Source organism: Azospirillum sp. RU38E (assembly GCF_900188385.1).
In the GTDB taxonomy this organism is placed as follows: Bacteria; Pseudomonadota; Alphaproteobacteria; order Azospirillales; family Azospirillaceae; genus Niveispirillum.
On the sequence record NZ_FZOI01000005.1, the window covers coordinates 63,894 to 77,702 of the forward strand.

Consider the following 13,809-nt stretch of genomic DNA (forward strand, 5'->3'; position numbering starts at 1 on the left):
GACGCTTTGTTCCCCTGGCCCCTGGACCCCCGCTTTCGCGGGGGAGGCAACTAGCAGTACGTGTTGAGCATCAATCTAACCGGAAATAAGGGGACGCAAACGCCCCCTCACCGCACCACGATCAGCGCGTCCAGGGCCAGCGCCCCCTGGCCCTGCGGATAGGCGACGACGGGGTTGATATCCACCGCGGCCACATCCGGATGGGCCAGCATCAGCGCCCCCAGCTTGGTGACGATATCCGCCACCGCCGGCAGATCGACCGGCGGCGCCCCCCGGAACCCGCGCAGCAATGCTGCACCTTTCAGCCGCAGCAATTCCGCCTCAATGGCCTCGCGTGACAGGTCGGGTGGCAGCAGGCGGACATCATGCAGCGCCTCCGCCATCACGCCGCCCAGCCCGACCAGCAGCACCGGACCCCATTCCGGATCATTATGGGCGCCGACGATCAGCTCGGTGCCGCGCGGCCCCATCTTTTCCACCAGCACCCCATCCAGCACCAGGCCCGGCCGGGCCTGGGCCAGCGCCCCGGTCAGCCGGGCCCAGCCGGCGGCCAGCGCCTGCGGCCCGTCCAGGTTCAGCACCACGCCGCCGACATCGCTTTTGTGCGACAGGGCCGCCGCCTGGGCCTTCAGCACCACCGGATAGCCGATGCGTTCCGCTGCCTGCTGCGCCTCGGCCAGCGATGTCGCCATGATGCCATCGGGCACCGGCACGCCCAGCGCCGACAGCACCGCCTTGGAGCGGTATTCCGGCAAGGTGCCGGTATCAAAGACGAAACTGTCGCTGGCCTTGTCCGGCACCACCCGGCCCCGCCGATCCTGCGCCACCGATGCCGTCAGCCGGGCCAGCGCCACCAGGGCGCGTTCGGCGGTGGGGAAGAAGGGCACGCCCAGCCGGCGCAGCGCCGCGATATACTCCACCGGCACATCCGCCCCTTCATCCAGCCCGGCAAAGATCACCGGCTTGGATGGTTTCAGCCGTTCCAAGGCGGCCAGGATGGGCGGGAATTTCAGGTGGCAGGTGCCGGGGTCGGTCAGGATGATGCCGAAGACGATGGCATCGTACCGCTCATCCTCCAGCAGCACGGTCAGGGTGCGGTCATAAAGACCGGGATCGACCAGGGCCTGGGCTGTCAAATCCAGCGGGTTGCTGGGCGGGATGAAATCCGGCAGCACCTGCCGCAGCCCGCTATCCGTCTTTTCCGACAGGGCGGGCAGGGCCAGCCCCTCCGCCTCGCACAGATCCAGGGTCAGGGCCTTGAAGGCCCCGGATTCGGTCATCACCATCACCCCGCCCGCCGGCGGTTGCGGGCAGCGGTACAGCAGTTCGGTGATATCCAGCAGACTTTCCAGCCGGTCGGCGATCACCACCCCTTCATGGGCCACCTTGGTGCACATCACGGCATAATCGCCGGCCATGGCCCCGGTATGGGTTTCGGCAGAGGCGCGCGCGGCGGCAGAGCGGCCGGGATGCAGCAGCACCAGCCGCTTGCCCTTGGCGCGGGCCTGCCGGGCCAAATCCAGGAAGCGCCGGGGCTGGCGGAACTGTTCCACGATCAGGGCGATGGTGTCGGCGTGCGGGTCATCCAGCAGATACTCGATATAATCTTCCACCCCGCTGGCCGCCTCGTTCCCGGTGGAAACGTAATAGGAAAGCCCGACATCGCGGGCCAGCAGCCCCACCGACAGCACCGCCGCCATCGCCCCGCTCTGGGAGACGATGGCCACCCCCTTGCGGTCGCCCAGCCGGATGGCCGGCACGTCGGTGAAGGTGAGGAAGGCCCCATCCAGATAATTCACCAACCCCAGGCAGTTTGGCCCTTCCACCACCATGCCATAGGTGCGGGCAATATCGCGGATGCGCGCCTGATCGGCGCGGCCCTGTTCACCCGCCTCGGCAAAGCCGGCGGAAAAGATGATGACGCCGCCGACACCGCGCTTGCCGCAGGCTTCCAGCACCTCCAGCACGGCAGCGCGCGGAATGGCCAGCACCACGCAATCCACGCCCTGGGGCAGATCATCCACGCTGGCGACACAGGCACGCCCGCTGATCTGCGCGTGCTTGGGATTGACCAGATGGATGGCGCCGTCAAAGCCGGCGCGCTCCAGATTGCGCAGCACCGCAGAGCCCAGCGCCCCCGGATTGGGCGAGACCCCGACAATGGCGACGGAGCGGGGGCGCAGCAACCGCTGCACGGAAAAGGCAGGTGACGGGTTCATGCCTGGGTTCCTCCAAAGAACAATGGGGCGTTCGCCCGGTTTTTGGTTTTGCAGTGCGTCAGCAGAGAGCAAAGGAGCCTCTCGCCCTTTTGTGCTTCCCCCGCGGAAGCGGGGGTCCAGGGGGGATTATCACAACGCTTGGTGCTCTTGGCCCCTGGACCCCCGCTTTCGCGGGGGAGGCAGCAAACAGCTTCAAGTGTTTAGCCCTTAAAGGGGGCGTTCACCGCCGATAGGACTGCAGCCCCGGCTTGATCGATTTCTCATCCAGGAACTGGCTCATGCCTTTTTCCCGGCCCTTTTCCTTGTCGCGCCCGATGGATTGGTCCACCTTGGCGTACAGGTAATCCTCGTTCTGTTCCCAGGTCAGTTCGCGGCAGCGCTTGAAACCATGCTTGGCGGCGCGCAGGATCACCGGGTTCTTGTCCAGCAGCTTGGCCGCCAGTTCCACCGTGCGTGCCTTCAGGTCCGCTGCCGGCACGGCGTAATTCACCAGCCCCATCTCGGCCGCCTGCCGGCCGGTGAAGGTGTCGCCGGTCATCACATATTCCAAAGCCTTGCGATGGCCCACCGTGTCGGCCAGCGCCTTGCTGACCAGATTGCCGGGCGGAATGCCCCAGTTGATCTCTGACAGGCCGAACACGGCATCTTCCGCCGCCACCGCCAGATCACACGCCACCAGGGGGGAGAAGGCACCGCCGAAGCACCAGCCATTGACCATGGCGATGGTGGGCTTGCCATAGAAGCGCAGCACCCGCCATTGCCAGTTGGAGGCATCGCGCCGCACCCGTTCCTGCACCACATCCGACTTGCCGTCGGTTTCGCGGAAATATTCCTTCAAATCCATGCCGGCGGACCAGGCCGTACCCTCGCCCGTCAGCACCACCACCTTGACCTGTTCATCCAGTTCCAGATCGTTCAGCGCTTCCAGCATTTCCCGGTTCAGGGTCGGGCTCATGGCGTTGCGCTTTTCCGGGCGGTTGAAATAGAGCCAGCCGATCCCCTGATCGTCCAGATCCACCCGCACCGTCTGCCAGCGATTCTCGTAGCTTGCCATTTCCGTTCACTCTCCTCAGATGCCCGCCCCTTTTGTTTTTCTGTGGGGGCGGGCTTTATTGTTTCGATGCGAGGGGGGCAGCGCCCTTAAAACGGCTTGGGCGAGGGCTTGTCCTCCACCGTCACCCAGCGCCATTGGGTGAACAGATCCCAATTGGCCGGGCCACCCGTATTGCCACCATTGCCAGAGGCACCGCGCCCGCCGAACGGATTGAAAATCTCGTCACTGACCGTCTGGTCATTGATATGCAGGATGCCGGAATTGATCTTGTCGCCAATGGCCAGGGCGCGGGCCAGATTGGGGGAGAAGACGGCAGACGACAGGCCATATTCGGTATCGTTGGCGATGCTCACCGCCTCTTCATCGCTGCCAAACGGAATGATGTTGGCCACCGGACCGAACACTTCCTCCCCATAGGCGCGCATCCCCGGCTTCACGCCGTACAGCACGGTGGGGCGATAGAACAGGCCCTCAAAACTGCCGCCGGCGGCCAGCTTGGCCCCCTTGGCCACGGCATCCTGTACAATGTCATGCACCCGGTCGCGCTGGCTGGCGCTGATCAGCGGGCCCAGGGCGACATTATCGGTGGCAGGATTGCCCACCGGCAGATGGCTGGCCTTTTCCGCCAGCCGGGCGGCGAAAGCATCGGCAATCCGTTCCTGCACTAGGATGCGGCCGGATGCCATGCAGATCTGCCCCTGATGCAGGAAGGCCCCCATGGCGGCGTTGGAGGCGGCTTGATCGACATCCGCATCTTCCAGCACGATCAGCGGGCTCTTGCCGCCCAGCTCCAGCGAGGCGCGCTTCAGCAGCCGGCCACAGGCCTCCCCGATGGCGCGCCCGGCGCGGGTGGAACCGGTGAAGCTGATCATCCGCACCAGCGGATGTTCCACCAAGGCCTCGCCCACATCCACCCCACCGGGCAGCAGGTGGAAAACATCGGCAGGCAGGCCCGCCTCCTCAAACAGCCGGGCCAGCACCACGCCGCCGGAAACAGCAGTGCGCGGATCGGGCTTCAGGATCACGGCATTGCCGGTGGCCAGCGCCGGGGCCACGGCGCGGGCGGCCAGGATCAGCGGCACATTGAAGGGGGAGATCACGCCCACCACCCCATGCGGCACCCGCTTGGCATAGCTTTGCCGACCGGTGATGGAGGGCAGCAGCAGGCCGCGATTTTCCCCCAGCATCCCCGCCGCCTGATGGAAGATGGCAATCGTCTCGTTGATTTCCAGTTCCGCCTTGGGCCGGATGGAACCGGTTTCCCGGATGATCCAGCCGATAATCTCCTCGGCCTGTTCCCCCAGCAGCGTGGCCACCCGCAGCAGGATGGCGATCTTGGTACGCTCCGGCGTGGCCTGCCAGCGCTTCTGCGCCTCATGCGCCCGCTGTGCGGCCACCGCCACATCGGCGGGCGTGGCGGCACCCAGCTGGCCCAGCGTCTCACCGGTCGCCGGCTCGGTCACTGTCAGCGTGCCCGCCGTGCCGGCGTTCCAGCCGCCCAGGAACAGTTTGCCCGTCCAGCGCCGGGGGGCCAGGAAAGTCTCAGTCGCCTTGTCCGTCACCGTTTCCTCCGTCCTTATCTTTTTGGGTGGGGCGGCTTGCTCAGGGTGCGTCCTGCAAGCCGCCCTTCATCAGCAACGATCCCTGTCGGGACCGGAAAAGCCAGTCCTCGCCCCGGCGCACCAGTTCATCGTCAAACCCGCCGACCAGCAGGCTGACCGGCCCGCCGGCCACGGGGCTGGTGAACAGGATGATCTGGCTGCGGGCCTGGGCGGACTGCCCGTCTGCCAGCAGATCAATCTCGATATTGGCGGCCAGATGCCGGGTCAGGCGCGGCGGCCGCGCCTTGAACGAAGCCAGAATGGCCGCCCGCCCGATGATCGGCTGGTCCGGCGTTGTCGGCCGGGCAAAACGCCCGTCAGCGGTAAACAGGCTGGCCAACGCCTCGTAATCCCCAGAATCATTCAGGCGGATAAACTGATGGATCAGCCGGGTGATGGCCCGTTCCGCCAGCAGTTCTTCCAGCAGCGCGCGTTCCATCCCCTGCCCCCCTTAATCCACCGCCAGCCAGCGGCGCAGGGCCTGGGTGACGGCGACGGGGGCCTCCATCGGTGCCATGTGGCCGCTTTCCTCAAAAATCTCCAGCTTTGCCTGGGGAATGGCGTCGGCCATGGCCTGATGCTGGGCCGGCGGGCTCCAGCCATCCTGGCGGCCCACGCCCAGCATCACCGGGCAGCCGATGCGCGACAGGCCGGGCCCGGCATCGGGCCGGTTCAGCAGCGCCCGCACCTGCCCTTCATAAATTTCCGGCGACATGCGTTCCACCATGTCGGTCAGCACGCCCATGAATTCCGGATCTTGCAGCCGGTCGGGATGCACCATCGGCGGCAGCCAGCGGGCGGCCAATGCCGTCATCCCCTCTGCCTTGGCCAGATCGATCAGCACCTGGCGCTTTTCCGGCTCGCCCGGCTGCGGGCCATGGGTGCCGGTATCCAGCAGGCCCAGCCGGTCCACCCGGTCGGGCCGCTGGCGGATGATTTCCAGCGCCACCCGCCCACCCATGGAATGGCCGGCCAGGGCAAAGCGGGCGGGGGCCTCGGCCAGCACCGCCTGCGCCATGGCGTTCAGGCTGTCGAAGAAGCGGAAATCGGGGATACGGACCTCATGCCCGTCGGCAGTCAGCGCCTCGGCCTGATGTTTCCAGACGATCCCGTCACACAGCAGACCGGGCAGCAGATAAATGACGGAGCGGGGGGCAGCCACGTCGTACACCTTGACGTTTGCGATCCGGTCCATGAACTGACCGTTGATCCGACTTTCCCCCGAAAGCCCCCGCCCGTCTTATCGCGTTTCCGCACGAAGCTATAACCTTTGTTGATAGGCATCGCCCTGCCGCCCGTTCTATCGGGTTTGGTTATAGCTTCGTGCCAAAACGGGATAAGACGGCAGACGTTTTTTCCCCGACATTCCGATCATCAATAACCGGGCCCGCCACAAAGCCCGGACCCCAAGGGAGGATCAGGAATGACACGAGGGCGCAACACCCGGACCCATCGCCTTGCCCTGGCCACGGCCGGCAGCCTGCTGGCGCTGCTGGCCCTGCCGGCCGCCGCACAGGACCAGATTGAAGAAATCATCGTCACCGCGCAGAAGCGGTCGGAAAATGTGCAGGATGTGCCGATCGCCGTCAGCGCCTTTTCCGCCGAAGCGCTGGAGACCAAGGGCATCACCGATGTGCAGAACATCGCCGCCATCGCCCCCAATATCAATCTGGATGCCGGTTCGCCGTTTTCCGGCTCGCCCTCGGTGCTGTCCGCCTCCATCCGCGGTATCGGCCAGGATGATTTCGCCTTCAACCTGGACCCTGGTGTCGGCGTCTATGTTGATGGTGTCTATCTGGCGCGCACCACCGGCGCCAATGCCGACCTGATGGATGTCGGCCATATCGAAGTGTTGAAGGGCCCACAGGGCACCTTGTTCGGGCGTAATACCATTGGTGGCGCCATCAGCATCGTCACCCGCCAGCCGGCCGAACAGTTCGGTGCCACGGCATCCGTCACCGGCGGCAGCCTGAACCGGTTCGATGTGGGCGTGGCCGCTGATGTGCCGCTGACCGACACGCTGTTCAGTTCCTGGGCCTTTTCATCGAAGAAGCGTGACGGCTATCTGAAGGTGGAGAAGTTCCCCGGCACCGCCGGCACCGTCACCGACCTGACGCCGCTGAACCGCGCCGGGTCCGGCACGTCCGACCGCCAGGGCAATATTGACAGCCATACCGCCCGCGGCAAGCTGTTCTGGAAGGGCAATGGCAGCGTCACCAACACGCTGAGCTTTGATTATACCCGTGACCGTTCCACCACCACCAACAACCTGCTGGCCACCAACCCCGCCGGCGGTTTGCTGGCCATCTATAACCTGTGCGTCAGCAACCCGGCCCCGGTGATTGCCGCCATCAGTGCCGCCCCCGGCAACCCCAATTTCACCAATGCCTGCGTGGTGCCGCGTGCGGTGGTGGGCACACCGCTGACCGGTGCCGGCACGCGGCTGCCCTATGATAACCGGTTCCTGACCAAGGATATCGACAAGACCTATGGCAGCAATCTCAGCTTCTCCCGCCTGCAGACCTTCGGGTTCACCAACACGCTGGATTGGGACATTGACGATGATATGGGGCTGAAATCCATCACCTCCTACCGCCGCCTGCTCTGGTCGGCGGGACTGGATGCTGATGGTTCGCCGCTGAACATGGCCGACCTGTCCTTCACCATGAAGCAATATCAGCTCAGCCAGGAATTACAGCTCACCGGTACAGCGTTCAGCGACAAGCTGCATTATGTCTATGGCCTCTATTACTTCAACGAAGGCGGCAGCCTGCATGATTTCGTGACCTTCAACGAAGGTCTGCTGCAGCTGGACGGGCCCAATGTGCTGGAAACCAGTTCGGCCGCCGCCTATACCCACCTGAATTACAAGCTGACCGACAAGCTGGGCCTGACCGTGGGTGCCCGCTATACCTGGGAGCATAAGACGTTCGAGGGCGCGCAGTCCGACCTGAACGCGCTGAATTACAAGCTGTCCGGCTGCTATCCGGTGTCGGAGGCCTGCCGCGTGGCCCTGGGCTTCCCCGTACCGGGCGAGCCGCTGCGTTACTATCCGGCCGGGGAGAATGAGAAGACCTATTACATCTTCACCCCCCGTTTGGGGGCGGAATACCACATCACCGATGATGTGATGGGCTATGGTTCCTGGTCCAAGGGCTTCAAGTCCGGCGGCTGGACGACGCGCCTGTCCAACCCGCTGTCCACCGCCCCCGGTTTCGGCCCGGAAAAAGCCGAAACCTTTGAACTGGGCGTGAAATCGGAACTGCTGGACCGCCGCCTGCGCCTGAACGTGGCGGGTTTCCGCACCGATTATAGCGGCATCCAGCTGAACTTCCAGGAAGGTGTTTCGCCCACCCTGCGCAATGCCGGTGAGGCGCGCATCTGGGGTGGGGAAGCCGAGTTCCAGGCCCTGCTGGGCAATGGCTTCACCCTGGATGGCACGCTGGGTTACCTGCACGCCCGCTATCAGGAGGTGGATCCCGGCGCCCTGGGTGTGACGCTGGACAGCCGCCTGCCCAAGACGCCGACGCTGAAATTCAGCCTCAGCCCGTCTTACACGGCCGACCTGCCCAACGACGCCACCCTGCGCTTCGGTGTGGACTATACCCATACTGGGGCCATGTATAATGACAGCGCCAACACGGAACTGCTGCGCCGCCCGTCAATCGACATGGTCAATCTCTCCGTCACCTATACAGCACCCGACGGGCGCTGGTCGGCCACGGTGGGCGGCACCAACATCACCGATGAACGGTACCTGACCACCGGCAACCAGAATGATGCCGCCGGCGCCACCTTCGGCAGCTACAACGCCCCGGCCCAGTGGTACGCGACGTTGAAATATAAATACTGATCAAGAAGCCCCCCGCTTCTGCCCGGCCAACTTGCTGCGGCATCGGCTTACCCGCCGATGCCGCTTTTTTCGTCAGGCCGCCGAGAGGATGGCGTCGCGCGCGACGCTGACGCCGGTGGAAAGGTCGAACTTCGTCTCCCCGTCCGCACGGCGCACGCGGGTGACCGTGGCATCATAGGTGACGCTGGTGCCCGCCACGGCCTTGCCGGCCTCGTCCTTGGCATCCACGACGACGGTATAGGTGCCGTCGGCCAGCTTCACCCCATCCGAATTCTTGCCGTCCCAGGACAGGTCATAGGTGCCGGCGGTGCTGGAACTGCTGAAGCTGCGCACCACGGCCCCATCGGCATCCACAATATGCACGCCGACGCTGGCCGCCCCCTTGGGCACGGTATAGCGGGCGGCCAGCACGCCGTCCTTCAGGCCGACCTCGTCGCCCTCCACCTCCACCTTGCGGCCGATATAACTGAGATCGATCCGTTCGGAGGTGGATTTCAGCTCCGTCAGCACATCGCCCAGCTTGCCATTGGATTGAACCTGCTGTTCCACCGTGGAGAACTGGGCCAGCTGGGCCACCCATTGGGTGCTGTCCATCGGCTTGGTCGGATCCTGATTGCGCACCTGGGCCACCATCAGCTTCAGGAACGCATTGATATCGGCGGTCAGTTGGGTCTTGGCCGGGCTTTGACCACCATCATTGCCGGTGATGCCAGAAACACTCATGGCCATCTTCCTTTTCAGATCTGGATATCGACAAGGCTGTCGGAGGTATAAAGGGTCGGCGACAGGGGATCGGCGACCGGTTCGGATGCTGCCATGCCATAGGCCAGCCCGCCGCGCCGGTTGCCGGCCTGGGCTTCGGCCCACTGGCCCGCCCCTTCGCGCAGGGAGAATTGCAGGCCGCCACCGGAGAGCTGCAGCCCGCCCTGTTCCACCGCGCGTTCCAGCAGGCGGGCATCGCGTTGCAGCAGGTCCAGGGTGGCAGGGCGTTCCGCGGCGATGTGGGCCGTCACCCGGCCATCCTGCAATTCCAGCTTCACCTCCACCCGGCCCAGCGTCTCCGGGTCCAGCCGCACGGTCAGGGTGGTGCGGCCTTCGGAAACGGCCTGCTCGATGCGGCCGGTCAGCTGGGCTGCCGGGGACAGGTGACTGGCAGACGCGCGGCGCGCTGCCTGCGGGCCGGTGCTGGCCGCCACCTCCCGCGCCGCCGTCACGGCGCTGGTGGCAGGCTGGTCAGCCGGGAAAGCCGCCGCCGGTTCGGGCAGCGGATCGGGACGGGCAGCGGCGACAGGGGCCGGGGCCGGCACGGGTGCGGGCTGTTCCCCCGCCCCCTGCGGGGCGGGGCGCAGGGCGCCGGCCGGATCATCACCGTCGGCCGCCTTGCCAGATTTGACGGGTGCGGGAACGGCGGAAGCGTCCCCCAGCCCCGGCAGGTCCGTCGCCCGCGGATCGCCATCGGCGGTGATCGGTGCGGCAGCCCGCGCGGGCCGGAGACGCGGTGTATCGGCGGGCGCCGCTGCTGCCGGGGGGATCGCAGCAACAGGTGTCGCCACGGCAACGGCTTCGGCAGCGGGATCGACAGCGATCGATGCCTCTGCCGTCCCCGTCAGGCGTGGCGGTATATGCCGGTCCGACGGGGCAACGGCGCTGGACGCCACCGCCGCCAGCCGTTCGGAAGGCGCGGTGATAAGGGAGGGGGAATTGTCGGTGACCGGTTGCGTGTCAGGCACGGGCGCCGGGGTTTCCGGCTGCACCAAGGCGGCAAACGGTGGCGTGGCACTGACGGGCAGCGATCCGGGCAACAATGACGCGGGCTCCAGCCCCTCCGCCTGGGGGGGGATGGCAGAACCCGCCGGCCATTGCGGCGGGGACATCGCATCGGAAACGGGAATAGCCGGTGCAGCCGGCACGGACGGGATCGGTACCGCCGGCACAGCGTCACCGGGCGGGGTGCTGGCGGCCGGCAGCGTGACCGGGCTGATATCCAGGGACGCGTCGGTTCCCGCCGGGGCCTGTTGCGCCATGGCTGGCTGCGGCGCGGATTGCCATCCGGCCAGTTGCATCAAGGCGGCAGCCAGGGAGGCACCCTCCGCCGTCTGATCCGGCCGGGCCGGCTGCGGGGCGCTGTTCTTGTCGGGCGCGGTACCGGTGGAGGAGACGCCATCCGGCGCCGGTGCCGCGCCCCCCAGCAGCGATGCGATCAGCGCATCAAAACCCACCCCGGATGCCGGCCCGGCCGCGCCAGGGAGGGTGCGGCCGGGGGCGATGGCGCCCCCTTCCAGGGAAACAGCAGGAACCGGTATGGCGTTCAGCGGCGGCATCAGCCGGCCTCCCCCTGGGACAAACAGCGATGGCGATTGAACCATGGGGGGATTAAGGCCGGTTTTAAGCGGGACCGCCGCCGGTCTGTGCGATCAGAAGCGATAGCGCAGGCCGGCACCATATGTCGCCGGTTCCCCCACCAGCCGGGCCGCCCCGTTCAGTTCGGGGAAATAGACCTTGTCGGTGATGTTGCGGCCATAGAGATAGACGGTCCAGTCCCCGGGCGCCGTCAGTTCCAGGCGCGCATTCAGCAACGTATAGGCCTTGGCTGTATTGTTGGGCAGGGCGTTCAGCCGGTTGCTTTCCTTGCCATGGTGGGACAGGTCGATCCGGCTGCCCAGCACCCAGCCGTCAAACAGGTCGATATTGTGGATCAGCGCCACATTGGCGGTGATATCCGGGGCGCCGGGCAGCGGGTCGCCCACCGTGGCCAGCACATCGGCGATGCGCTTGGAGGTGAACTGGGTGATCTTGGTATCCAGATAGGCGGCCGACGCCTTCAGGTCCAAACTCTGCCCGTCCAGCCGCAGCAGCCCCGCCTGTACCGATGCCTCCACCCCGCGCGACCAGGCACGGCCGACATTGGTACGGCCGTTGGTATCGTTGGAAAGCCGCGTGGTGGCCTGCAAATCCTTGAACCAATAGCCGAACCCGTCCAGCGACACCCGGATGCGATCGCGCGTCCAGCGCACCCCGCCTTCCACCGACTGCACGGTTTCCGACTTGAACGGCAGCGTCTCTTCATAGGTGAAGATGGAGGTGCCGTCGAACCCGCCGCCGCGATAGCCGGTGCCATAGGAGGCGAACAGGTTCAGCTCCTCATTGGCGAACCATTGCAGGGTGACGCGGCCCGACAGATTGTCATCATCAAAGGCGCGGTCCCAGCGAAACGGGCTGGTGGTGCCGAAGCTTTTGGCGAAGGTGGAGATGCCCCAAGGGTTCAGGTCGATATTGCTGCCCTGGAAATCGGCATTGTCGCGCGTATAGCGCAGCCCCAGCGACAGGCGCAGGCTGTCGGAGATGTTCCAGTCACCCTGGCCGAACAGGGCCATGCTGTCACGCGTCTGCGAATAGGGGGACTGATAGACCGACAGCACGGTGAAGCTGGTCCACAGACTGTCGAAATCCACATCATCGCTGACATAGAAGGCACCCAGCAGCCAGTCGAACGTCCCGCCCCGGTCATCGCTGATCCGCGCCTCGAAAGAGACCTGGCTCAAGCGGTCGTCAAATTCGAACTGATATCCCGGATAGGGCGTGCCATCGCCATTGCCGCCGCCCTTGCGGGTGCTGTCCTGCCAACCGGCCAGCACGGTCAGGTTCAAATTATCGGCCAGCCGATGTTCTAGTGTGCCGGACAGGCCCTTCATGTCGATATGGTGCCGGTAATATTGCGCCGTATAAAAACGATAGGGATCGGCATCCTCCCCCGCATTCATCTGCGTATTGTCCTGGGCCAGGGCCAGCCGGTCATATTGCCTTGTATCGCCGCGGTCGCGGCTGCCGAAGGCCTTGATCGTCAGGCTGGTTTCCTCGGCCAGTTGCAGGGCGATGGTGCCGCGCGCGGCGAACAGATCCTTGTCGCCAAACCCGTCGCGGGTGCCGGGGTCGCTGATGGCCGGCACCTGGGTCTGTACCTTCCCCCCGACGGAAGGGCGATATCCGGCCAGCCGGCCCGCCCCCATGCCTTCCATGAAGCCGCCGCCCTGTTCACCGAAAACCGCCAGCCGGATACCCACCTTGTCGGAAACGGGGCCGCCCACGGCCGCCTCAAACCCGGTATAATCATGGCTGCCGGCCTTCAGATCGACATAGCCTTCCAGCCTGTCGCCCGGCCCCTTGGTGATGGCATTGATCACGCCCGCCGTGGTGTTGCGGCCATAAAGCGTACCCTGCGGGCCCTTCAGCACCTCGATCCGCTCCAGATCGAACAGGGGCGTGCCCAAATAGGCGTTGGAGGTCTGGTAGATGCCATCGACATGCAGCGCCACCGAGGGGTTGCCATTGGGCTTGTAATCATCGGCCCCGCCGATGCCCCGGATGGAGAGCAGCCCGTAATTGGCCCCGCCGAACGCGTAATTGATGGACAGGCCCGGCACCTCATCCACCAGCCGGGTGAAATCGGTGACGCCGCGCTTGGCCACCTCTTCCCCATCCATCACCGCCAGCGCGGCGGGCACGAATTCAATCGGCTCGGCGCGCTTTTGCGCCGTCACCAGAATCTCCTCCAGCACCAGCGGTTCCGCCGCCGCAGGTGCGGCGGCGTGGGGTGCGGCGGCGGGGTGCGGCTTGGCCTTGGGGGCCGCCGGAGCCATGGCCGGGGCCAGCGTGACGGAGCCATCGGCCTCCACCACCGCGCGCAAGCCCGACCCGGCCAGCATGATATCGATGGCCGTGGTGAAATCCGCCACCTTGTCGATGGCGACGGAGCGGCGGCCTTGCACCATCTCCGGCGTGAACAGCACATTGCGGCCGGACTGGCGGGCCAGCGCCATCAGGGCGGCCGACAAATCCTGTGCCGGCACGCTATAGCCGGGCTGCACCCCCTGCCCCACCTGCGCCATGGCGGGCAGTGACAGGCTGCCCGAAAGAATGGTGCCCGCCAGCAGGCAATGGTTCAGCATACGCGCAAACATCTATTCCCCCGTCATCACTCTATCCGGTCTCGCCCGGTGACAAACAGAGACGCAGGGGACACAGAGATTCCGGGATTACTTAAAACTTTCACATTTGAGGGGGCAAGGTGCTGCTGATTTGTTG

9 protein-coding genes are annotated in these 13,809 nt (G+C 65.5%); 1 reads left to right on the plus strand and 8 read right to left on the minus strand.

Annotation, left to right across the window (positions count from 1 at the left end; all coding sequences use genetic code 11):
- Positions 1-107: 107 nt before the first annotated feature.
- The 5 genes from CHB97_RS11835 to CHB97_RS11855 all read right to left on the minus strand — a co-directional run bounded on the left by CHB97_RS11835 (position 108) and on the right by CHB97_RS11855 (position 6,069).
- Positions 108-2,219, minus strand: a complete 2,112-nt coding sequence (locus tag CHB97_RS11835; protein WP_089288186.1) for an acetate--CoA ligase family protein — start codon at positions 2,217-2,219, stop codon at positions 108-110.
- Positions 2,220-2,439: 220 nt separating this feature from the next.
- Positions 2,440-3,273 carry a p-hydroxycinnamoyl CoA hydratase/lyase gene (locus tag CHB97_RS11840; RefSeq protein WP_089288187.1) on the minus strand — a complete coding sequence of 278 codons (834 nt, stop codon included), beginning with the start codon at positions 3,271-3,273 and terminating at the stop codon, positions 2,440-2,442.
- Between the two features lie 86 nt (positions 3,274-3,359).
- Positions 3,360-4,835, minus strand: a complete 1,476-nt coding sequence (locus CHB97_RS11845) for a benzaldehyde dehydrogenase (protein ID WP_089288188.1) — start codon at positions 4,833-4,835, stop codon at positions 3,360-3,362.
- 40 nt (positions 4,836-4,875) lie between these two features.
- Positions 4,876-5,313 carry a nuclear transport factor 2 family protein gene (locus tag CHB97_RS11850; RefSeq protein ID WP_089288189.1) on the minus strand — a complete coding sequence of 146 codons (438 nt, stop codon included), beginning with the start codon at positions 5,311-5,313 and terminating at the stop codon, positions 4,876-4,878.
- Between the two features lie 12 nt (positions 5,314-5,325).
- A complete protein-coding gene (locus tag CHB97_RS11855) occupies positions 5,326-6,069 on the minus strand; it encodes an alpha/beta fold hydrolase (RefSeq protein ID WP_089288190.1) in 744 nt (247 codons plus the stop codon).
- Between the two features lie 228 nt (positions 6,070-6,297).
- On the opposite strand from CHB97_RS11855, the gene CHB97_RS11860 reads away from it, so the two are divergent.
- Positions 6,298-8,727 (plus strand): TonB-dependent receptor, encoded by a 2,430-nt coding sequence (locus CHB97_RS11860; RefSeq protein WP_089288191.1) that lies wholly within the window; start codon positions 6,298-6,300, stop codon positions 8,725-8,727.
- 72 nt (positions 8,728-8,799) lie between these two features.
- Here CHB97_RS11860 and CHB97_RS11865 read toward each other — a convergent pair whose 3' ends face one another.
- The 3 genes from CHB97_RS11865 to CHB97_RS11875 form a co-directional block, all read right to left on the minus strand.
- Positions 8,800-9,450, minus strand: coding sequence for a flagellar hook assembly protein FlgD (locus CHB97_RS11865; RefSeq protein ID WP_160105780.1), 651 nt, complete (start codon positions 9,448-9,450; stop codon positions 8,800-8,802).
- A gap of 14 nt (positions 9,451-9,464) precedes the next feature.
- Positions 9,465-11,048, minus strand: coding sequence for a flagellar hook-length control protein FliK (locus CHB97_RS11870; protein WP_160105782.1), 1,584 nt, complete (start codon positions 11,046-11,048; stop codon positions 9,465-9,467).
- A gap of 93 nt (positions 11,049-11,141) precedes the next feature.
- Positions 11,142-13,685, minus strand: a complete 2,544-nt coding sequence (locus CHB97_RS11875; RefSeq protein ID WP_089288194.1) for a TonB-dependent receptor — start codon at positions 13,683-13,685, stop codon at positions 11,142-11,144.
- Positions 13,686-13,809: the final 124 nt, after the last annotated feature.